Source organism: Planosporangium flavigriseum (genome assembly GCF_011947225.1).
GTDB classification, from domain to species: domain Bacteria; phylum Actinomycetota; class Actinomycetes; order Mycobacteriales; family Micromonosporaceae; genus Planosporangium; species Planosporangium flavigriseum.
The window spans coordinates 1-21,056 of record NZ_JAATVW010000023.1; the positions used below are offsets into that span (position 1 = coordinate 1).

Sequence of the window (21,056 nt, forward strand, 5' to 3'; positions counted from 1 at the left end):
TGCGCCACCGGCGCAGGTGGGCAGCGACGCCGAGGTCTCCACGTAGGCGTGCGAGACGTAGTTGCCGCTGACCAGCCGGTCCCACTGGCTGGTGGAGCGCACCGCGCCGTTGATGTACGTGCCGCTGACGGCGCAGGTGAGGGTGAGCGCGCCGCCGTTGGCGACCTGGCCGGCGACGCTGGCGCTGGCCGAAGGGGCGCTGCGGATGTTGAGCGGGCCGCCCTCGGTCTTCGCGGTGGCGTCGTAGGTGGCCGGCTGCGTCGGCGCGGGCGTCGGCGCCGGGGTCACGACCGGGGTCGGCGTCGGAGTCGGGGTCGGGCTGGTGACCGGAGCCGGGGCGGCCGGCGCGTCCAGTGCCTCGCACGCCGGAAGCGTCAGGCTGGTCTGCACGTAGGCGTGGGAGACGTAGCCGCCGCCGGCGAGCCGGTCCCACTGGGCGGTGGAGCGGACGGTGCCGCGGACGGTTTCGCCGTTGACGTAGCAGGTGACGTTGACGCCCGCGCCGTTGGGGATCGTCGTGGCCGGATCACCCTGGGAGCTGGGCTGGCTGCGGACGTTGAGCGGGCCGCCGTCGGTGCGGACGCTGGCGCCCGCCGGGTTGGCCGGGGCCGGGGCCGGAGCGGCCGGCGCGTCCAGTGCCTCGCATGAGGGCAGCGCCAGGCCGGTCTGCACGTAGCCGTGGGAGACGTAGCCGCCGCCGGCGAGCCGGTCCCACTGGGCGGTGGAGCGGACGGCGCCGCGGACGGTTTCGCCGTTGACGTAGCAGGTGACGTTGACGGCGGCCCCGTTGGGGATCGTCGAGGTCAGCGCGGCCCGGGAGGTGGGCTGGCTGCGCACGTTGAGCGGCCCGCTTTCGGTGCGGACGCTGGCGCCCGACGGGCTGGCCGGAGCGTCCAGCGCGGCGCACGAGGGCAGGTACGCATTGGTCTGCATGTACGCGTGCGCGACCCAGCGGCCGTCGGTCAGCCGGTCCCACTGGGAACTGGCGCGGACGGCGCCCCGGACGTACTGACCGGAGGTCTGGCAAACGAGGGAGAGCACCGCGCCGCTGGGGACCTGGCCCACGGCCGCGGTCTGCGTAGAGGGACCGCTGCGGACGTTGAGCGGACCGCTGGTGGTTCGGACAGGCGCGTTCACTGTGGATGCGGCTGAAGCGGCTTCTACGCCGACGCCGAGGACGGTGCCTGTGGTGGTGGTCGCGAGGAGCGCGCCCACGAGCAGCCGTCGGATGTTCGGATTCATGTGAAGCAGCCCTTTCGTGCCGGTTTCAACGTCGACGGTCCATGTCGCGGGTTGCTGACCGGGTTTGAGAAAGGGTGCGGAAAGGTTACATGTATAAATGACTTAATTGTGTATTAGAAGTATGGTTTGCCCCTAGCGCGCCTTCGGCGCCTGATCACAAGAACGGCGCGCCGGGGGGAGCGGCGTGCTGCTCAGGGCACGACCCGCGACCAGCGCCGGTTGATGGCGGGTCTGTCGCCCATCAGGTAGCGGGAGTCACCTGGGCGATCGGCGCTTGTGCTGTCAATCCTCTTAACGCGTGGAGGGTGGCTCCGGGCGGCCACCACCTCACTCGTACCGATGAGTGGTATGTGGTCGAGGGTGTCGCGCTGTCGTATGACCCTGTGGAAGTAGTCGTCTCGGATGGCTATTTTCAGCCTGTACACAGCGCGGATACGCCAAGTGGCGCCGGCGGAGGTTGGTCGAGCTGAGCGGTGGAGTCAAACGTCTTGGCTGTCTGGTGTCGGTGACCCGGTCCGAAGTCGATGGACGGTCTGCGTTCGGTCTGCGCGCGCCGTGCCGCCTCGCCCCGCCAGTCCGTGCGTGTCCACTTGGGCCGGACCGTGCGGGTGTCGCCCCGGCCGTCGCGCCAGCTGTGCCCCGCGCGGCAACTGCCGATCGAAACGCGGCTGCGACTGACCGCTGACCCCGGCGTTCGCGCTCACGGAGAACTTTCGTGTGAACGCGGAGAGTGGATCTTTTGAACCATTGACGCCGTGAAACAGCAGCGACTAGCCTGCTCTCTGCGACATATGCGCAAGCACTGCACGTTATGCATAGCAGCTTGGAGACGGGAATGCAGAGTCGGTTCCGCTCGGCGGGCAGCCACCACCGTTCTCCCCTGATGGGGGAGGCGCTGTGAAGATCGTGGTGTGTGTCAAGCAGGTGGTGGAGGTCCCGAGTTACGTCGAGTTCGGTGCCGGTGGCGCGGATGTGGATCCCGCGTTCACCTCGCGCGAGCTGAACGACGCTGACACCTACGCGGTCGAGGAGGCCCTCCGCATCCGCGACGAGGTAGGCGGCGAGGTCGTGGTCGTGACCGCGGGCGACGAGGGGGCCGTCGAGGCGCTGCGCCGATGCGTGGCGATGGGTGCCGACCGGGCGGTCCGGGTGTGGTCGGACGGTCTTTCGGTGCATGACCCGATCGCGGTGGCACGGTCGCTGGCGGCGGCGATCCGTGACGAGGCGGCCGACCTGGTCTTCTGCGGCGTGCAGTCCAGCGACGCGGCGCAGCAGTCGACCGGACCGGCGCTCGCGTCGGCGCTGGGTGTGCCGTCTGTTTCGGTGGCCACCAAGGTCGACGTCGTGTCCGGCGGGAGCGGGTTGACCGTCCGGCGTGAGTTCGAGGGTGGACTCGCCGAGGTCGTCGAGCTCGACGGGCCCGCGGTGATCACTGTGCAGACCGGGCTGAACACCCCGCGGTACGGGTCGTTCAAGGAAATGATGAAGGCCAAGAAGGCGCAGATCCCGGTCGTGGACCCGGGTGACGCCGGTGCGTCCCGGGTGAAGGTGCGGCGGATGTTCGTGCCGGCCTCCAGCGGCGGTCGGGATATCGAAATGATCGACGGTGGCCCGGCGCAGATCGCTGCCCGCATCGTCCAGCTTGTGCGTGAGGTGGGTTGATGAGCGGCGTGCTGGTGGTGACCGAGGTTGTGGACGGTCGCCTGGACGAGTCGGTGCGGGAACTGGTCACCGCGGCGGTCGCCGTCGGCGGGCCGGTGACGCTGGGCGTCGCCGCGGCCGATGTGGACGCGGTGTTGGCGGACACGGCGATTGCCGGCGTGGACGAGGTCGTCACGGTCCGGCTCGCTGCCGGCGGTTTCGACCACGAACTGCAGCGGCACGCGGTCCGGGCGATGATCGAGCAGGTCACGCCGGACGTGGTGGTGCTGGGCTACACGATCCGGGCCGCGGCGTACGCGGCCGCGCTGGCCGAGGAGCTCGGTCTGGGCTTCGCGTCGGACGTGGTCGGGCTGAGCCGGGACGCCGGCGAGCTGGTGGCGATCAAGCCGGTGTACGGCGGCAAGGTCTACGCCGAGCTCGGCTTCGCCTCGGACGCCGCGGTGCTGGTGACCCTGCGTCCGGGCGTCTGGGAGCAGGCTGAGGTCGCCGGCGCCCCGGCGGCGGTACGCGAGGTCGCGCTGGGCGGGTCGGCGGTGTCGCGGGTGCGTCACGTGGAGTACCTCGCGCCGGCCGGCGGCGTCGACCTGAAGCGGGCGGACGTCATCTTCTCGGTCGGCCGCGGGGTCGGCGCGAAGGAGAACATCGAGAAGTTCGCCGAGATCGCCAACAAGCTGGGCGCCGGCCTGGGTGCGTCGCGGCCGCTGGTCGACTCCGGCTGGCTGCCGGCCGCGCACCAGGTGGGCCAGACCGGCGTCTCTGTGAAGCCGAAGCTGTACGTGGCGTTCGGGATCTCCGGTGCGTTGCAGCACCTGGCCGGGATGAGCGGCAGTAAGAAGATCATCGCGATCAACACCGACAAGGATGCCCCGATCTTCAACGTGGCGGACGTCGGAGCCGTCGCCGACATCCTCGAAGTCGCCGACGAACTCAAGGCGCTCATCTAGCCGTCGCCGCTCCGCTCGGCGTCGTCGCGTGCGGTCGTACCGGACGACGCCGAGTGCGGAATCATTCGGAGGTACCCATTGAAGACCAACAATGACGTTGCCGATGTCCTGATCATCGGCGCCGGGGCGTCTGGCGGTGTGGCCGCGAAGCACCTAGCCGAAGAGGGTTTCAAGGTCGTCGTGCTCGAGCAGGGCGACTGGATCAACCAGAGTGACCTGCCCGGCCTGCGCCCCGAGTACGAGCTGCTCGGTTCGAAGGCGTGGCACCCGAACCCCAACATCCGCGGCAACGACACCGACTACCCGATCGACCTCAGCGAGTCCGTCGCGCAGGTCGGCATGTTCAACGGTGTCGGCGGCTCGACGATTCTCTACGCGAGCTGCTGGTGCCGGGCCAAGCCGTCCGACTTCCGGGTCCGCACGCTGGACGGTGTCGCGGACGACTGGCCGATCAGCTACGAGGAGCTGGTCCCGTACTACGAGGCGGTGGAGCGCGACCTCGGCGTCTCCGGCGCGGCGGGCAACCCGGCCTACCCGGCCGGCTACAACCCGCCGCTGCCCGCGCACCCCATCAACGGCGTCGGCCGCAAGATGGCCGAGGGCCTCAACAAGCTGGGCTGGCACTGGTGGCCGGGCTACAACTCCATTCCGTCGCAGGCCCACCGCCGGCAGAAGCAGTGCGACCGCCTCGGCATCTGCATGTACGGCTGCCCGCACGGCATCAAGTCCTCGGCCGACGTGGCGCTCTTCCCGGACGCTCTCGCCCACGGCGCCAAGCTCATCACCCGCGCCCGGGTCGCCGAGATCACCCTGAACGAGAAGGGCCTCGCCAACGGCGCGGTCTACATCCAGGAGGGCCAGCAGTACTTCCAGCCGGCGAAGGTCGTCATCGTCGGGGCCAACGGGATCGGTACGCCGCGCCTGCTGCTGATGTCGAAGTCGAACCGATTCCCGGACGGACTGGCGAACTCGTCCGGCCTGGTCGGCAAGCGCTTCATGACGCACCCGTTCGGTACGTCGGTCGGGCTCTACGAGGACGACCTCGGCGACTTCCTCGGCCCGGCCGGTGAGGCGATCGAGTCCATGCAGTTCTACGAGACGGACGCCTCGCGCGGGTTCGTGCGCGGCAGCAAGTGGCACATCATCCCGGCCGCGGCCCGTCCGCTCGGGATGATCAACCGCTGGACCAAGGGCGAGGGGACCGCGGACGAGGAGTTCTGGGGTGAGCAGTTCACCTCGCGCATGAAGGACTCGATCGGCCACATGATCGAGTGGATGGTCATGCCGGACGACCTGCCGGAGGAGACCAACTACGTCACCCTCGACCCCGTGCTGACCGACTCCGACGGGCTGCCGGCGGCGAAGGTCCGCTACGTGACCGGGGAGAACACCCGCCGCCTGGTCGACTTCAACCTTGAGCGGAGCCTGGAGGCCCACGCGGCCGCCGGTGCGACGAAGGCCTGGGTCACCAGCCGGAACAATCCCTCCTGGCACAACATGGGCACCTGCAAGATGGGTGACGACCCGGCGACGTCGGTGGTCAACGGTTACGGCCAGGCGCACGACGTGCCGAACCTGTACGTCATCGACGGCAGCCTCTTCGTGACGGCGACCGGTGTCAACCCGACCGCCACGATCTGCGCGCTGGCCAAGCGGACGGCGACGTACATCGCGAAGAACGCTCGTAATCAGGAGGTGGGGGCATGAGCACGCCCTTGCAGCTGGAGTTTCGGCTGAGCCAGGCGCAGCGGGATCGGTTGGCGGTGTTCGCGGATTTGTTGATTTCGGGTGGTGCCGGGTTGCCGGCGGCTACCGAGGTTGACGTTGCGGGGGCGTGGATCGATCGGGCGTTGGGGGCGCGGCCTGATCTGGTGGAGACGGTGGTCGGGGTGCTGGCCGAGGAGGGTGAGCCGGCTGAGGTGCTGGCCCGGTTGCGGGCGCAGGAGCCGGAGCGGTTCGATGCGTTCGCGTTCATTGTGGCGGGGGCGTACCTGATTCATCCGCGGGTGCGGAAGTTGCTGGGTTATCCGGGTGGTGCGCCGGAGCCGAGTCCGGCGTTCCCGGACGAGGCCGATGCCTACCTCGAAGACGGCATCCTCGACGTGGTCATCGAGCGCGGCCCCACCTACCGGCCCACCCCGCAGACCGCCTGAATTCCTACTCCCGGGGCCAGTCCGGAACGGCCCAGGTTCCGGACTGGCCCCGATCTTTTCGTCGCAACTCGCCAGAGGGGAAGCACTGTGGACGCATTTCAGAAGCTCAAGAAATTCGCTGACGTGTGCGAGGAGGTCGCGGCGGCCCGCGGCATCCCGATCTGCGTCACCGTGCTCGACGCGCACAACAATCCCGTGCTGCTGCACCGCATGCCGGGCTCCGGGATCATCACCTTGGAGATGGCGGAGCGGAAGGCGTACACCTCGGTGGCGCTGGGTTGTGAGACCTACGCGTTGAAAGCCGGGATCCAGCCGGGGCAGCCGCTGTACTCGCTGACGACCTCGTCCAGCCGGCTCATCGCCTTCGGTGGTGGGACGTGTGTGCGGTTCGGTTCGGAGGTGTTCGGGATCGGAATCTCCGGTGGGCCGACCGAGGTGGAGGACATGGAGATCCTGCGGGACGCCCGGATCAAGTTCGGCGACGGCGAGTGGGCGCCCGACTCGATGGGGACCGACTGAGAGTCCGGATCGAGAAGCGTTGGGGCGGGGCGCGGCGATTGGCGCGCCCCGCCCGCGTGCCGTGGCCTGGGTGGGGTTTCCCGCTGGTACGCGGCACTCCGCGCGGCGCTCGTCCACTGTGATCAGGAGGTCGGCCGTTCGATGCTTGGGTCCTGACATTTGTGGATAACTCGGCGGGCTGAAGGCGTTGACGCGGGGCTGCGCACAGGTTGTAATGAAGTGCAACATACGCGCTGGTCATGCATATATTGCACAAGCGTGTTGCACTGGATGGGTGGAGCCGTCGTCGACGGCTCGGGACCGCTACATCGTCTGATTGGCGTTCCGACGGCAGTAAGGAAAAAGCATGGGAACCACGAACGACGTCGCCGATGTGCTGATCATCGGTGCTGGAGCGTCGGGGTCTGTCGCTGCCAAGCACCTTGCCGAGCAGGGATTCAACGTCGTGATTCTCGAGCAGGGTAACTGGATCAACTCCAGCGAGCTGCCCGGAAACAAGCCGGAGTACGAACTCCTGGGGTCGGGGAAGTGGAACCCGGACCCGAACGTGCGGGCTTGGGACGCGGACTACCCCGTCAACGTGGAGAACTCCGAGCAGCCGGTGTTCATGTACAACGCCGTCGGCGGCAGTACCGTCTTCTTCGCCGGCGTCTGGAGTCGGTTCCTACCCTCCGACTTCCGGGTCCGCACTCTTGACGGCATCGCGGATGACTGGCCGATCAGCTACGAGGACCTGGCCCCGTTCTACGAGGCGGTCGAGCGCGACATGGGCGTCTCCGGCATGGGAGGCAACCCCGCGTACCCGCCGGGCTACAACCCGCCGCTGCCGGCGCACCCGATCCACGCGACCGGTCGCAAGATGGCCGAGGGGCTCAACAAGCTCGGCTGGCACTGGTGGACCGGGTACTCCGCCATCCCGTCGCAGAAGTACCGCAACCAGAAGCAGTGCGCGCGGCTGGGAATCTGCCGCCTGGGCTGCGTCGAGGGGGCCAAGGGCTCCGCGGACGTCGCGCTGCTGCCGGACGCCCTCAAGCACGGCGCCAAGCTGATCACCGGCGCCCGCGTCTCGCAGGTCACGGTCAACGAGAAGGGCCTTGCCAACGGCGCCACGTACTTCCGCGAGGGCAAGGAGTACCACCAGGCGGCGAAGGTCGTCATCGTCGGGGCCAACGGGATCGGTACGCCGCGCCTGCTGCTGATGTCGATGTCGGGCCGGTTCCCCAACGGGCTGGCCAACTCGTCCGGCCTGGTCGGCAAGCGCCTCATGCTGCACCCGTTCGGATCGGTCATCGGCCTGTACGACGACGACCTCGACGACTGGTACGGCCCGGCCGGCACCCAGATCGAGTCCATGCAGTTCTACGAGACCGACCTCTCCCGCGGTTTCGTGCGCGGCAGCAAGTGGCACGTGATGGGCACCGGCGGACCGGTCGAGATGCTGACCCGGTGGAACATCGGTGAGGGCGCCCGTGACGAGGAGTTCTGGGGCGACCAGTTCGCCGTCAAGATGAAGCAGGCCGTCAACCACTCGATCGACTGGATCATCCACGCCGAGGACCTGCCCGAGGAGACCAACTACGTCTCCCTCGACCACGGCCTGACCGACTCCGACGGGCTGCCGGCGCCGAAGGTGCACTACGCCACCGCGGAGAACACCCACAAGATCCTCGACTTCGCGCTCAACCGCGCGCTGGAGTCGCACGCGGCCGCGGGGGCCACGAAGGCGTGGATCACGCACCGGAACTTCTCGTCCGGACACAACATGGGTACGGCCAAGATGGGTGACGACCCGGCGACGTCGGTGGTCAACGGTTACGGCCAGGCGCACGACGTGCCGAACCTGTACGTCATCGACGGCAGTGTGTTCCCGACCTCCTCGTCCACGAACCCCACCGCCACAATCTGCGCGTTCGCCAAGCGCGCGGCGACGTACATCGCGAAGAACGCTCGTAATCAGGAGGTGGGGGCATGAGCACGCCCTTGCAGCTGGAGTTTCGGCTGAGCCAGGCGCAGCGGGATCGGTTGGCCGTGTTCGCGGATTTGTTGATTTCGGGTGGTGCCGGGTTGCCGGCGGCTACCGAGGTTGACGTTGCGGGGGCGTGGATCGATCGGGCGTTGGGGGCGCGGCCTGATCTGGTGGAGACGGTGGTCGGGGTGCTGGCCGAGGAGGGTGAGCCGGCTGAGGTGCTGGCCCGGTTGCGGGCGCAGGAGCCGGAGCGGTTCGATGCGTTCGCGTTCGTTGTGGCGGGGGCGTACCTGATTCATCCGCGGGTGCGGAAGTTGCTGGGTTATCCGGGTGGTGCGCCGGAGCCGAGTCCGGCGTTCCCGGACGAGGCCGATGCCTATCTCGAAGACGGCATCCTCGACGTGGTCATCGAGCGCGGCCCCAGCTACCGGCCCACGCCCGAGGCTCGCGGATGAGCGTCGTACCCCTCGACGTCATGCGGGACTGGACGATCCAGGTCCTGATCAGGGTCGGACTGACGGAATCCGATGCGGAGGCGGTCGCCGCGAGTCTCGCGTTCGCCGAGGCCCGGGGCGTGGGTACGCACGGGCTGATCCGGCTGTCGACGTACGTCGAACGAATCCGCGCGGGCGGCATCAACAAGGCGGCACGCATCCGTACCGAGGCCGATCTGGGTGCGCTGGTCATCGTCGACGCCGACGACGCACCCGGCGCGAGTTCCGGGGTCTACGGCGCGGACCTGGCCATCGAGCGTGCGCGGGAGTACGGCATCGGATGCGTCATCGCGCGCAACGGCAACCACTTCGGCGCCTCAGCCTTCTTCACGAACCGGATCGCCGACGCCGGGCTGCTCGGTCTGGTCGCGTGCAACACCGAGTCGGTGATGTGCGCGCCGTTCGGCGGCCGCCCCGTTCTCGGCACGAACCCGTTCGCTGTCGCGGTGCCGCTCCCGTACGAGCAGCGACCCCAGGTGGACATGGCCACCACGACCGTTCCTCAGGGCAAGTTGCTGGTCGCGGCGCAGAACGGCGAGGACATCCCGCTCGGCTGGGCGGTGGACACGCAGGGCCGACCGACGACCTCGCCGGCGGAGGGCCTCAAGGGTGCGCTGACACCCGCCGGCGGCCCCAAGGGCTTCGGGCTGGCGTTCGCCGTCGACGCGCTCGTCGCGCTGGCCGGTGCGAACGTCAGTCCGGCGGTGACCGCCCTCAACGGGGACCCGTCACTGTCGCAACGGCAGGGCCATCTCTTCCTGGCCATCCGCGCCGACGCCACCGGCTCGCTGAGCGAGTACCACGAGCGCATCGGGCAACTCGTCAACGCCATCCACCACAGTGGAGTCGACGGGGAGGGGGTGCCGCCGCTCGCCCCCGGCGAACCGGAGCTGATCCACGAACGCAAGGTGGACGGGTGCGTGGCGCTCACCGATGGCCTGCTCGATCAGTTGCGTGCGTTGGCTGCCGACACCGAAGTGCCCCTTCCCGGGCCGCTCGAGGCGGTCGCGAACTGAAGCCCGTCCGCTCGTCCGTGTCCCGGCCCGGCCGTACTAATAATGAGGAAAGCGCGAATGGCTAAGATCGAATCAGTCCGCTCGGACTTCTACCAGCTGCCCCTCGACGTCGAGTTGAGCGACAGCACGCACGGGGCGATTCCACACTTCGAGTTCGTCACCGTACGCATCAAGGACTCGGACGGCGGCGAGGGCTCCGGCTACACGTACGCCGTCAACTCCGGCGCCGCGGCGTTCCACGCGCTGATCGAGGGGTACCTGGCGCCGATGCTCATCGGACGTGACGCCGACGAGATCGAGAAGCTGTGGCAGGACATGTGGTGGAAGGTCCACTACTCCGGCCGCGGTGGCCACGCGACCTCTGCGATCTCTGCCGTCGACATCGCGCTGTGGGACCTCAAGGCGCGCCGGGCCGGCGCGCCGCTCTGGCGGCTGCTCGGCGGCTACGACCCCAAGGTGCCGGTGTACGCGGGCGGCATCGACCTGGACTTCACGATCGACGCGCTGCTCGCCCAGGCCGACGGTTTCCTGGCCCACGGTCACCGCGCCATCAAGATGAAGGCCGGCCGGCCGCACCTTCGCGAGGACATCGAGCGCGTCCGCCGGATGCGTGAGCACCTCGGTGACGACTTCCCGCTGATGGTCGACGCGAACATGCGGTGGAGCGTGGACCAGGCGATCCGGGCCGCCCGCGAGCTGGCGGAGTTCAACCTGGTCTGGCTCGAGGAGCCGACCATCCCCGACGACATCCCGGGCCATGTCCGGGTCGTACGCGAGGGGCGCACCCCGGTGGCGACGGGGGAGAACATGCACACCCTGTACGAGTTCCAGGCCATGATCAGTGCCGGTGGGGTGACGTATCCGGAGCCGGACGTCACCAACTGCGGTGGCGTCACCGTCTTCCGGAAGATCGCGGCCGTGGCGGAGGCGCACAACCTGCCCGTCACGTCGCACGGCGCGCACGACATCACGCTCCACCTGCTGGCCGCCGCCCCCAACCGCACCTACATGGAGGTGCACGGGTTCTCCCTCGACCGGTTCGTCGCCGAACCGATGGTCTTCGAGGAGGGCTTCACGGTCGCGCCGGAGCGGCCCGGCCACGGCATCGAGCTGGACTGGTCGCAGCTGGAGCAGTACCGGAGGTAGTGCCGTAAGACAGCGAGGGGCGGACGCTACGGTGTCCGCCCCTCGCTGTCTTATGTGGGCGGTCGACCGGGGTCGGTATCACCGGCTGACCGTCCGATGAGGCGCGGATCCAGATGAGAGCCGCGGTCCGCGATCGGGTGATTGACGTGTTGCCATGATCACAGTAGCCTTTGCCTGCGGATAGCGCAGATCTTGTGCGTATTTTGCATTAAACAAGGTAGAGCCTCTTCTATAACGACTCATCTGGCCGAATTGGCCGCACGAGAGTCGCCGTGGGCAGCGGCCAGAAAGGCGAGGGGATGACCGATCTACCTCCGGCACCGCCCGACGGCAGAGCGCCCTCCGGCGTGTTGTATCCCGGTGGTCCGGAAGGGCACCAACCCTCCAGTGTGCTGATTGACCAGACGGCCCCGCTGATCACGCTGCGGGACGTTCGAATGCAGTTCCCTGGTGTCCTTGCGTTGGCCGGTGTCAGCCTCGACGTCGCACGGGGTGAGGTGCTGGCGCTGGTGGGGGAGAACGGCGCTGGCAAGTCGACCTTGGTGTCGATCCTCGCCGGACTGGTGAGCGGCTACGACGGCGAAGTCTTGCTCGACGGCTCCCCGATCACGGCCGGCTCGGCGAAGGAGAGCATCGCCCTCGTTCAACAAGAGCTGAGCCTGGTACCGGAGTTTTCGGTCGCCGAGAACATCATGCTCGGTCAGTTGCCACACGGTCGGCTGCCTGGGCTGTACGACCGGCGGAAAATGGACGCCGAGGCGCAGCGCGTACTCGACATCCTCGGCGTAGATCTACCGCTACGGCGCCCGGTTCGTCGCCTCAGCCCCGCTCAGTCGCAGATCGTCGAGATCGCGAAGGGCCTTGCGCGCCAGCCCCGCCTGCTCATCCTGGACGAGCCGACCTCTTCACTGACCACAGTGGAGGCGGAAAAGCTGTTCTCGGCGATTAGCGCGCTGCGCGAATGCGGCGTGGCGGTTCTGTACATCTCGCACAAGCTGGATGAGGTTCTTGCCATCGCTGACCGGGTGGCCGTCCTGCGCGACGGACGCAAGGTCACCGAAGGCCCGAGTGTGGAATGGACCGAGGAGCGTCTGATCCGCGCCATGGTCGGGCGCGATCTCAGTCAGTTCTACCGGCGCACCCCCCACACGCCCGGCAACGTGGTCCTGGAAGTGAAGGCTCTTAGGGCACCGGGCCGGTTCGAGGACGTCAGCTTCGTTCTCCGCGAAGGTGAGGTCGTCGGCATGGCCGGCCTCGTCGGTGCGGGGCGGACCGAGGTGGCCGAGGCCATCTTCGGGCTGTCCCCAGCACGTGACGGTGAGATTCTGCTCAACGGCGCGCCTGTCCGGGTGAAGTCTCCCAGGACGGCGATCGCACACGGGATGGCACTCGTCACCGAGGACCGTCGGCAAAGCGGCATCGTCGGCTCCATGGCCACCTCGCGTAACGTGTCACTGGCGTCGCTGGTGGCCTTCAGTCGGGGCCAGTTGCTCAGGCGGTCCGTGGAATCCGCCGAGATCTCCCGCGTGGCCTCCCGGGTCAATCTGGCCCGACACACGCTCGACCGTGCGATCGGCACGCTCAGCGGCGGCAATCAGCAGAAGGCGGTCATCGCCAAATGGCTCATGCGGACGCCGAAGGTGCTGATCCTTGACGAACCGACACGAGGGATCGACGTCGGTGCGAAGTCGGAAATCTACCGCCTTGTCGACGAGCTGACCGCGGCCGGCATGGCCGTGCTGCTCATCAGCTCCGAGATGCCGGAGATCCTCGGAATGAGTGACCGGGTGCTCGTCATGCGCAAGGGACGGTTGGTCGCCGAGTTCAGCAGGGAGGACGCAACCGAGGAGTCCCTCATGGCTGCGGCCAGCGACGCCAGTACGAGGAATGGGGAGCGCTCATGGTGACGACTGAAGAAGAGGCGGTCCGAGCGGTGCCTGAGGCTGACGTCACGCCTCGTGGCCGCCAGCTTCGTACCGCCACGACCATCGCCCGTGACTACGGGATGCACCTCGCGCTGGTGGCGTTGATCGTCATCTTCGCGATCGCGTCGCCCGACTTTCGCACGGTGGAGAACCTGCTCAACATTTTGAACCAGGTCGCGGTCGTGGGCATCGTGTCGGTCGGCATGACGTTCGTGATCCTGACCGCGGGCATCGACCTCTCCGTCGGCTCACTGTTGGCGCTGACCAGTCTGTCGTCCGGAGTGTTCGCTGCGACGCAGACATCCACCACCGGCACGGTCCTCCTGGCCCTGGCGGTCCCGCTCATCGTGGGACTGGTGGGCGGCATGATAAACGGCGCGATCGTGGCTTCGAGGCTGGCGACGCCGCTGATCGTCACGCTGGGGACGTTGACGGCCTTCCGGGGAATGGCTGTCCAGTACCGGGTGAACCCCATCCACAACCTGCAGGACTGGTACCGAGAGATCGGATCGGGCCGTACCGCGGGGATCCCGAACGGCATCTACATCTTCATCGCAATCATCCTCGTCGCCTCGTTGGTGCTCAATCGCACCCGGTTCGGCCGGGAGGTCTACGCGGTCGGTGGGAACGAACAGGCCAGCCGAGCGGCGGGCATCAACGTCGCGAGGGTGAAGTTCGCGGTCTACGCCATCAGCGGCCTCTGCGTCGCGGTGGCCGCCATCATCAACACGTCGCGCATCGGCGCGGCGCAGGCGATAGCCGGGCAGGGCCTCGAACTCCAGGCGATCGCCGCCGTGGTCATCGGTGGGGCCAGCCTTTTCGGCGGTCGCGGCAAAATCAGCAACACCGTCATCGGCACGTTGATTCTGGGCGTCCTCTTCAACGGCCTCGTCCTGCTGAACGTGTCGTCACCCATCCAGAACATCATCATCGGTGCGCTCGTGGTCGCCGCCGTCAGCCTGGACGGTTTCTTTCGCCGCCGGTCCGCCTGAGCTCAACGTAAGTCGTTCACGCACAAGTCCCGTAAGGAAGGCGTTTGTATGCGCAGTAACCGGTTGCGCGCCGCGGCGAAGTCCGTCGGCGTCATGAGCCTTGCGGTCGCGTTGGCGGCCTGTGGAAGCTCCTCGGGAGGCACGGCTGCCGGCGGTGGAAAGCGGGTGAAGCTCGCCGTGGAGTACGGCGCGCTGAGCTTTCCGTACCACTCGGCTCTGAAGCTGCTCGTGCACGCGAAAGCCAAGGAGCTCGGCGGCGTCAGCATCATCGAGGGCGACTCGAACAACGACACCGGCACCGAGCTGGCGAACGTGCAGAACCTCCTGTCCCAGAATCCAGACTGCATGCTTCTCATCCCCGTCGGGAACGCGTCCTCGGCACCCGCTGAGGCCGCCCAGGGCGCGAACGTGCCGGTCGTTTCCTTCGACCAGAAAGCGGCGGGGCCGGCCAAGGCATTCGTCGGTTACAACCAGTTGCAGTCCGGCGACCTGCTGGGGCAGTTCATCGTCGACCAGTACAAGGCGCTCAACAAGCCGAAGATCAAGGTCATCTACATCCGAGGAATCATCGGGCACGTTGCAGACACCGCCCGCAACCAGGGGCTCAAGGCGACCCTGCAGAAGGCCGGGCTCGACAAGGACAAGGTCGGCATCATCGAGCAGTCCGCCGACTTCGACCGCGCCAAAGCGGAGTCGATCACCAACAACCTGATGCGCCAGCACCCGGACACGGACATCATCGTGGCCAACAACGACGACATGCTTCTGGGGGCGTACTCGGCGACGCAGACGCTGAAGCTGCCGACCGGCCCCGGTACGCCGTTGCACCTGGCCGGCGTGGACGGCGTTCCCGAGGCGCTGAAGCTCATCGGGGAGGGCAAGATCGACGCCACCATGTTCCAGGACCCGGTCGCCGAAGCCAACACCGCGGTCACGACCTGCGTCGCCGCGGCGAAGGGCGAGGCCGTGTCGGACACCGTGCTGTCGTTCCGTCAGGTGACCAAGGCCGACGCGGCGGCGGCGCTCGATTCGGTGAAGTCCCTGTACAAGTAGGTCCGGCTGCGAGTAGCGGCCCGGTCGTCGCGAGGGTGGGATGGAGCGCACGAAACACCGACGCTCCATCCCACCCTCGCGACGCTCTGTCTCGCCCCGACGTCGCAACCCGCGTCGACGCCCCGAGCGACCCGAGTCAGAAGATGGCGATCGGGTTGAGCGGTGAGCCGGTGCCGCCCGGTACGCGCAGCGGCGCGAGGACGCAGAGGAACTCCCACCGGTTGAGCTCGGCGCAGGTCGCCGCGAGCGGTTCGAGGTTGACGTTGTCGACCAGGTGCAGGCCCATCGCGGTGAGCGCGAGCGCGTGGATGGGTGAGGTGACGCCGTCGACCGGGCTCGGGCGCGCGTCGCTGTCGGCGTCTCCACCGAGGACGGCGATCTCGTGCTGGTGCAGCCAGCGCATGACGGTGGGGAACAGGCCCGCGCTGAAGTTGCTCGGATCCCACGGCCCGAGTGCCGCACGGCGTCGCCGCGCGCCGGTCCGGACCAGCACGATGTCGCCCTGGCTCAGCTGGACGCCTTCTTCAGCGGCCACCCGTTGCAGCTCCTCGGGGTGCACCGCGGTGCCCGGATCGAGCCACTCCACGCCGCGGCTGCGCGGGACGTCGAGCAGCACGCCGCGGCCGATGATCCCGGACGACGCGCTCATGACCGACCCGAAGGCACTGCCCCCACTGGTCACCGCCTCGGCCGAGCTGACGCCGTTGAAGAGCTTGCCCTGGTAGTTGCAGTGGCACAGGGCGTCGAGGTGCGTGATGGACTTGCCGTGGAAATCCATGCCGAGGAAGTCCATGTTGACGCGCGGCTCGATGTCGTCGATGTCGCTGCACTGGGACATGTAGTGCAGGGCCGGCTTGTGGTTGTCGGGGCCGGCGACCGTGTCGAGGTCGTGCGCCAGGCTGACCGTTCGGCCCTCCCGGACTCCGGCCGCGGCCGCGGCGACCCGCGCGGGTGTCAGGTGGTTGAGAGCGCCCCGCGCGTCCTCGGACCCCCACCGCCCCCAGTTCTTGACCTCCTCGAACAGCCGGTCGAACTCGCGGCGGTCGAAGGACTCAGATGTCTCTGCTGACAATGTGCTCATCCCGCTCTTCGTGAGGTGCCTTCCACCGACCACGACGGCGGGCCGGGGCGCGGGGTCCGCAAGCCGCCCCGGCCCGCCGTCGTCGGGTACGTCTAGACCGCCGGGTTCTCGACCCGGAAGATGAACAGCTCCGCCTCGCCTTCGATGGCGAGGACGCCGTCGCCCCGGCTGACGGTCGTCCGCACGAAGACCCGCCGCTTCTCCTCGTCTTTCGCGGTCACCTCGGTCTCGACGAGGACGTTGTCACCGATCCGGACCGGAGCGGTGAACCGGAGGTTCTGCGCGACGTACGCGCTGCCGGTGCCGAGGAGCTGGGCGAGGGTGGCACCGATGTAGCCGGCGTTGAGCATCCCGTACGTGAGGCGGGCGCCGAACCGCGTCTTCGAGGCGAACTCGTCGTCCAGGTGCAGGGGGCCCCGGTCGCCGATGAGCCCCGCGTAGATCACGACATCGGATTCAGTGACCGTCCGGGTCCAGACCGAGCGGTCGCCGACCTTGATCTCCTCGAAGGTCTTGTAAATCATGAACGAGCTGCCTCTCTCTGGCTGTGCTTGATAACTAACCGACCAGCTCACGCAGGGACACGCCCGTGGCCTTGCGGTCCCAGGTCGCCTCGGTGACGCCGGCCTTCTTGATCAGGGCCTTCTGCGGCTTGCCGAGGGGAGTGCGGGGCAGCTCGTCGACGAACGTGATGTAGCGCGGGACCATGAAGTGCGGCAGGCGCTGGGCGAGGTAGGCGACGAGCTCCTCGGGCGCCGTGTCGGAACCCGCGGCCCGGATGACCACGATCATGACGTCGTCGTCGCCCTCGAACTCTGACGGCACCCCGACCGCCACGCACTCGGTGACGCCCGGGTGGGTGACGGCGGCGGCCTCGATCTCGTACGACGAGATGTTCTCGGCGCGGCGCCGGATCCGCTCCTTCGCCCGGTCCACGAAGTAGAGGTAGCCGTCGGCGTCCAGGTAGCCGAGGTCACCGCTGTGGAACCAGAGGTTGCGCCAGGCGTTCAGCGTGGCCTCGGGGTTGTGGAGGTATCCCTGCATGATCGTCCAGGGCCGGCGCGGGCGGATGACGATCTCGCCGGTCTGCCCGGTCGGCATCTCCTCGTCGGTGTCCGGGTCGACGATGCGCAGTTCGAAGTGCTCGTCGCGTAGGCGGCCACAGCAGCCGACCCGCAGCGGCTCGGAGTACGGCTGCCACACGGGCACCGTCACCTCGGTCATGCCCCAGGTCTCCATGCCCCGCAGCGCGAACCGGCGCTCGAAGTCCTCGGCGATCTTGGCGGGGAACGGGGAGGCGATGATCCGGGTGCACGGGTTGTCCGCGTCGTCCGGCAGCTCCGGCTTGCTGTAGATCATCTCGACCAGCGGACCGTGCACGTGGGACAGGGTCGCGCCGTACTCCCGTACGCGGGGGAGCCAGTGCTCGGCTGAGAACTGGGTGTCGATGATGACTTTGCCGCCGGTCATCATCGAGCCGTAGATGGCCATGTACTTGCCGGCGACGTGGAACAGCGGGATGAAGCAGTAGTGCGCGTCGTCCTCGGTCATCTGCGCGCCCTCGACCCCGAGCCGGGCGAAGAGCGTGATCTGCCCGTGCGGCATCATGACGCCCTTGGCCGGGCCCGTCGTCCCCGACGTGTAGACCACCGACGCCAGGTCGTGCGGGCCGACCGTGCGGTCCGGCGCGGTGTCGGTCGAGCCCAGCAGGTCGGAGTACGCGAGCAGTCGGATGCCGGGCAGTTCCGGCCGGTCCGCGGCGGAGCCGTACACCACGAGCGTCTGCAGGTAGGTCAGGGATTCCCTGATCTCGGCGATCCGCGGGAGGAACTTCTCGTCGACGAACATCGTCCGCGCCCGGGAGTTCTGCAGGGCGTGCTCGAGCGAGTGCCCCCGGTACGCGGTGTTGATGGCGACGTCGACGGCCCCGGCCAGCAGGATCCCCAGCCAGGTGTACAGCGGGTCCGCCGCGTTGTCCGCCATGATGACCACGCACTCGCCCTTGTCGACCCCGAGCGTGACCAGCCCGTTGCCGACCGAGCAGGCGCGCTCGTACGTCTCGCGGTAGGTGACAGGCGATCCCCCGACCGTCTGGAAGAACGTGCTGTCGGGCGACTCCGCGACCCGCGCGCGCAGCACGTCTGGAAGCACCCCGTCGGCCAGTAATGACACTTGTCTTTCTCCGATCCTGCGAAGGGTACGGTGCGGGATGGTCAGATCCCGATGACCGACATGTCGGCGTAGCGGTCGCCCGCGACCGCATCCGGGGGGACGCTGTCGTTGAGGCGCTGCAACTGCTCCGCCGACAGAACGATGTCGGCCGCGCCGACGTTCTGCTCGAGGTACTTGCGGCGCTTGGTGCCCGGGATCGGCACGATGTCGTCGCCCTGCGCCAGGACCCACGCGAGCGCCAGTTGGCCGGGGGTGCAGTCCAGGTCGTTCGCGATCTCCTTGATGCGCTCGACGAGTTCCAGGTTGCGGTCGAACGCCTCGCCCTGGAACCGCGGCGACGTCCGGCGCCAGTCGTCGGCGGCCAGCTCGTTGGTGTTGTTGATGGTGCCGGTGAGGAAGCCCCGGCCGAGCGGGCTGTACGCGACGAAGCCGATGCCCAGTTCCCGGCAGGTCGGCAGGACGCTCTCCTCGACGTCGCGGCTCCACAGCGAGTACTCGCTCTGGACGGCGGTGATCGGGTGTACGGCGTGGGCCCGGCGGATCGTCTCGGCGCTGGCCTCCGACAGCCCCAGGTACCGGACCTTGCCGGCCTGGACGAGCTCCGCCATCGCGCCGACCGTCTCCTCGATCGGCGTGTCCGGGTCGACCCGGTGCTGCCAGTAGAGATCGATGTGGTCGGTGCCCAGGCGCTGCAGCGACAGGTCGCAGCTCTGACGGACGTAGTCCGGCTTGCCGTTGATGCCCAGTTGCTCGCCGGTCGAGGCGCGCACGAACCCGAACTTCGTCGAGTACACGATGCGGTCGCGGACATCGCGCAGCGCGTGGCCGATGAGCGCCTCGTTCGCGAAGGGGCCGTACACGTCGGCCGTGTCGAAGAAGGTGACCCCCAGTTCCACCGCGCGGTGGAGGGTTGCGATGGATTCCGTGTCGTCGAGGGCGCCGTAGTTGCCTGACATGCTCATGCATCCCAGACCCGGCGCCGATACCTGCAAGCCTTGACCAAGAACTCGGGTCTTCATCATCTCTCCGTTCGGGCGGGCGCCCACTGAAGGTTCCGTCACCACCATGTCGACAACAGTCACGGCGGCGGCTGCCACCGTCGCCGCGAAGCGCCGTATCACCCGATTGGGTAGACCTGTTCCAGGTCCCGGACCTGCATCCGCTCGATGAAGCGCTTCGGCTCGTCGCCGATAACGCGCGCGCGCTCCTCGGAGTTGCGGTACCGCGTCTCCTGCTCCTCGATGGTGCCGTCCCCGGCGAAGCCGCGGACCCACACGAACTGTGAGGTCTCGGTGTCCACCCAGGCGGCCAGGACCGGGAGGTCGAACTTGGCGTGCATCGGGACGACCTTGTCACGGAACAGCGTCAGCCACTGCTCCATGAGGTCGGGCTTGATGTCGTAGATCCGAAGCTGAGCAAGCAACTGGAGTCCATTTCCGCCACGGAACCGTGGCTGGAGTCGAAGCAAACCTGACTCTTGTCTTCTTCAAAATGTGCATCTACTCTGCGTATGTCGCGCAGCCAACATAATCTTCAACCTGACACTCGGTCAAGAAGTCGAACCTGGCAGGAGGTGAGCGTGGAACACGCCGGCGGCTCAGACTCGCGGGATGTCTTCGACGTGGTCGCGATCGGAGAGACGATGGCGGCCTTCGTCCAGGATGGAGCCGCCGCCGACCGCTACCGGGTCACCGCGATCGGCGCCGAGTCGAACGTCGCGGTCGGGGTGGCTCAGCTGGGTTGCCGCGCGCGCTGGGTGTCCCGCCTCGGCGAGGACGAGCTCGGCCGGTACGTCCACGACTCCATCGCCAGTCACGGCGTCGACGTCCGGGTCGAATGGGATTCCAGTCGCCCGACCGGAGTCAGCGTCAAGGAGGTGCGCCCCGGCCGGACGCGCGTGCGCTACTACCGCAGCCAGAGCGCCGCCCGACAGCTCAATCGGGCGCAGGTGGCCAGCTTCGGAACCGCGCGATGGCTGCATGTCACCGGCATCACGCCGGCTCTGTCGTCCGAGGCGGCCGACGTCATCACGATGCTCGTGGAGCGCCGTGCCGGTCACACCGGCAAGGTGAGCTTCGACGTCAACTACCGGCCGGTCCTGTGGCCGGACGTCGCCACGGCGTCACGGGTGCTCATCCCGCTCGCCCGGCAGGCGGACGTCGTCTTCATCGGCTACGACGAGGCCGAGAGCCTGCTCGGCAGCTGCGACGAGGCGGAGATCGCCCGCCACCTGCTGACCCGGGACGACCAGGAGCTCGTCATCAAGCGCGGTGAGGGCGCAGCCAGCGTGGTGACCACCGCGGGCAGCGTGTCCGAGCCCGCCATTCCGACCACGATCGTGGATCTGACGGGAGCCGGCGACGCCTTCGCGGCCGGCTACCTGACCGGCGCCTGCTGGGGCTGGGACGCCAGTCAGCGCCTTCGTCTTGGGCACTTCCTCGCATCCCGCGTCGTCGGCGTGCCGCGCGATCTGGGGCCTGCTGTGGATAAAGCGGAGCTCGCCCGCATATCCTCGGCTATTGCCGCCCCTTCCCAGCTTAGGAATGATGCGTTATGAGCCAGACCCTTGACCGCGCGCTCAAGATTTTGGATTACGTCGGAGAAAAGCCGCGACGCATCGGTGAGATCGCCACGTTTTTGGACGTTCACCACTCCACCGCACTTCGACTTCTCCACACGCTGCGTAATCAC

Annotated in this window: 19 protein-coding genes and 1 pseudogene; 14 read left to right on the forward strand and 6 right to left on the reverse strand. The window is 67.9% G+C overall.

Annotated features, from left to right (window positions below; all coding sequences use genetic code 11):
- Window positions 1-1,242 (reverse strand): SH3 domain-containing protein (locus HC028_RS23580; protein ID WP_420850194.1); only part of this gene is annotated, 1,242 nt, incomplete at its 3' end.
- An 897-nt stretch (window positions 1,243-2,139) separates the two neighbouring features.
- Here HC028_RS23580 and HC028_RS23585 point away from each other — a divergent pair.
- From HC028_RS23585 to HC028_RS23640, 12 genes are all read left to right on the forward strand, one after another.
- Window positions 2,140-2,904: an electron transfer flavoprotein subunit beta/FixA family protein gene (locus tag HC028_RS23585; RefSeq protein WP_168079595.1), complete on the forward strand. Its 765-nt coding sequence runs from the start codon at window positions 2,140-2,142 to the stop codon at window positions 2,902-2,904.
- Window positions 2,904-3,848: an electron transfer flavoprotein subunit alpha/FixB family protein gene (locus HC028_RS23590; protein ID WP_168079596.1), complete on the forward strand. Its 945-nt coding sequence runs from the start codon at window positions 2,904-2,906 to the stop codon at window positions 3,846-3,848. Before HC028_RS23585 ends, HC028_RS23590 begins: the two co-directional genes overlap by 1 nt.
- A 78-nt stretch (window positions 3,849-3,926) precedes the next feature.
- Complete coding sequence (locus tag HC028_RS23595) at window positions 3,927-5,555, forward strand: GMC family oxidoreductase (RefSeq protein WP_205861656.1); 1,629 nt, start codon at window positions 3,927-3,929, stop codon at window positions 5,553-5,555.
- A complete protein-coding gene (locus tag HC028_RS23600) occupies window positions 5,552-6,001 on the forward strand; it encodes a hypothetical protein (protein ID WP_168079597.1) in 450 nt (149 codons plus the stop codon). The genes HC028_RS23595 and HC028_RS23600 overlap by 4 nt, the downstream gene beginning before the upstream one ends.
- A gap of 87 nt (window positions 6,002-6,088) precedes the next feature.
- Window positions 6,089-6,520 carry a GlcG/HbpS family heme-binding protein gene (locus HC028_RS23605; RefSeq protein WP_168079598.1) on the forward strand — a complete coding sequence of 144 codons (432 nt, stop codon included), beginning with the start codon at window positions 6,089-6,091 and terminating at the stop codon, window positions 6,518-6,520.
- Window positions 6,521-6,866: 346 nt separating this feature from the next.
- Complete coding sequence (locus HC028_RS23610; RefSeq protein WP_168079599.1) at window positions 6,867-8,492, forward strand: GMC family oxidoreductase; 1,626 nt, start codon at window positions 6,867-6,869, stop codon at window positions 8,490-8,492.
- On the forward strand, window positions 8,489-8,941 hold the full coding sequence (locus tag HC028_RS23615; protein WP_168079600.1) for a hypothetical protein: 453 nt from the start codon (window positions 8,489-8,491) through the stop codon (window positions 8,939-8,941). The genes HC028_RS23610 and HC028_RS23615 overlap by 4 nt, the downstream gene beginning before the upstream one ends.
- Window positions 8,938-9,996, forward strand: a complete 1,059-nt coding sequence (locus tag HC028_RS23620; RefSeq protein ID WP_168079601.1) for an Ldh family oxidoreductase — start codon at window positions 8,938-8,940, stop codon at window positions 9,994-9,996. Before HC028_RS23615 ends, HC028_RS23620 begins: the two co-directional genes overlap by 4 nt.
- A gap of 57 nt (window positions 9,997-10,053) precedes the next feature.
- Window positions 10,054-11,142, forward strand: a complete 1,089-nt coding sequence (locus HC028_RS23625) for a mandelate racemase/muconate lactonizing enzyme family protein (protein ID WP_168079602.1) — start codon at window positions 10,054-10,056, stop codon at window positions 11,140-11,142.
- A 272-nt stretch (window positions 11,143-11,414) separates the two neighbouring features.
- Window positions 11,415-13,049 (forward strand): sugar ABC transporter ATP-binding protein, encoded by a 1,635-nt coding sequence (locus HC028_RS23630; RefSeq protein WP_203981489.1) that lies wholly within the window; start codon window positions 11,415-11,417, stop codon window positions 13,047-13,049.
- Window positions 13,043-14,059 (forward strand): ABC transporter permease, encoded by a 1,017-nt coding sequence (locus tag HC028_RS23635; protein WP_203981488.1) that lies wholly within the window; start codon window positions 13,043-13,045, stop codon window positions 14,057-14,059. The genes HC028_RS23630 and HC028_RS23635 overlap by 7 nt, the downstream gene beginning before the upstream one ends.
- A 48-nt stretch (window positions 14,060-14,107) precedes the next feature.
- Entirely contained in the window at window positions 14,108-15,112 is a 1,005-nt protein-coding gene (locus HC028_RS23640) for a sugar ABC transporter substrate-binding protein (RefSeq protein WP_168079603.1), read from the forward strand.
- 136 nt (window positions 15,113-15,248) lie between these two features.
- Here HC028_RS23640 and HC028_RS23645 read toward each other — a convergent pair whose 3' ends face one another.
- From HC028_RS23645 to HC028_RS23665, 5 genes are all read right to left on the reverse strand, one after another.
- Complete coding sequence (locus HC028_RS23645) at window positions 15,249-16,193, reverse strand: cyclase family protein (protein WP_168079604.1); 945 nt, start codon at window positions 16,191-16,193, stop codon at window positions 15,249-15,251.
- A 92-nt stretch (window positions 16,194-16,285) separates the two neighbouring features.
- The gene (locus tag HC028_RS23650; protein WP_168079605.1) at window positions 16,286-16,717 is read right to left on the reverse strand and encodes a MaoC family dehydratase; all 432 of its coding nucleotides are present in this window, start codon (window positions 16,715-16,717) and stop codon (window positions 16,286-16,288) included.
- Between the two features lie 34 nt (window positions 16,718-16,751).
- Window positions 16,752-18,365, reverse strand: a complete 1,614-nt coding sequence (locus HC028_RS23655; RefSeq protein ID WP_168079606.1) for an AMP-binding protein — start codon at window positions 18,363-18,365, stop codon at window positions 16,752-16,754.
- A 41-nt stretch (window positions 18,366-18,406) separates the two neighbouring features.
- Window positions 18,407-19,432: an aldo/keto reductase gene (locus HC028_RS23660; protein ID WP_338091298.1), complete on the reverse strand. Its 1,026-nt coding sequence runs from the start codon at window positions 19,430-19,432 to the stop codon at window positions 18,407-18,409.
- Window positions 19,433-19,482: 50 nt separating this feature from the next.
- A complete protein-coding gene (locus tag HC028_RS23665) occupies window positions 19,483-19,788 on the reverse strand; it encodes an NIPSNAP family protein (RefSeq protein WP_168079608.1) in 306 nt (101 codons plus the stop codon).
- 150 nt (window positions 19,789-19,938) lie between these two features.
- Between HC028_RS23665 and HC028_RS23670 the strand changes: the two genes are divergently transcribed.
- Together HC028_RS23670 and HC028_RS28805 are read left to right on the forward strand one after the other, a co-directional pair.
- Window positions 19,939-20,922 (forward strand): PfkB family carbohydrate kinase, encoded by a 984-nt coding sequence (locus HC028_RS23670; RefSeq protein WP_168079609.1) that lies wholly within the window; start codon window positions 19,939-19,941, stop codon window positions 20,920-20,922.
- Window positions 20,919-21,056: pseudogene (locus tag HC028_RS28805) on the forward strand (helix-turn-helix domain-containing protein); the annotation flags it as partial. The gene HC028_RS23670 and the pseudogene HC028_RS28805, both read left to right, overlap by 4 nt.

Coding starts and splice junctions, on each gene's coding strand:
- HC028_RS23590 (WP_168079596.1), top strand. CDS start 2,904: ATGAGCGGCGTGCTGGTGGTGACCGAGGTTGTGGACGGTCGCCTGGAC.
- HC028_RS23600 (WP_168079597.1), top strand. CDS start 5,552: ATGAGCACGCCCTTGCAGCTGGAGTTTCGGCTGAGCCAGGCGCAGCGG.
- HC028_RS23610 (WP_168079599.1), top strand. CDS start 6,867: ATGGGAACCACGAACGACGTCGCCGATGTGCTGATCATCGGTGCTGGA.
- HC028_RS23615 (WP_168079600.1), top strand. CDS start 8,489: ATGAGCACGCCCTTGCAGCTGGAGTTTCGGCTGAGCCAGGCGCAGCGG.
- HC028_RS23620 (WP_168079601.1), top strand. CDS start 8,938: ATGAGCGTCGTACCCCTCGACGTCATGCGGGACTGGACGATCCAGGTC.
- HC028_RS23625 (WP_168079602.1), top strand. CDS start 10,054: ATGGCTAAGATCGAATCAGTCCGCTCGGACTTCTACCAGCTGCCCCTC.
- HC028_RS23635 (WP_203981488.1), top strand. CDS start 13,043: ATGGTGACGACTGAAGAAGAGGCGGTCCGAGCGGTGCCTGAGGCTGAC.
- HC028_RS23640 (WP_168079603.1), top strand. CDS start 14,108: ATGCGCAGTAACCGGTTGCGCGCCGCGGCGAAGTCCGTCGGCGTCATG.
- HC028_RS23645 (WP_168079604.1), bottom strand. CDS start 16,193: ATGAGCACATTGTCAGCAGAGACATCTGAGTCCTTCGACCGCCGCGAG.
- HC028_RS23650 (WP_168079605.1), bottom strand. CDS start 16,717: ATGATTTACAAGACCTTCGAGGAGATCAAGGTCGGCGACCGCTCGGTC.
- HC028_RS23660 (WP_338091298.1), bottom strand. CDS start 19,432: ATGGTGGTGACGGAACCTTCAGTGGGCGCCCGCCCGAACGGAGAGATG.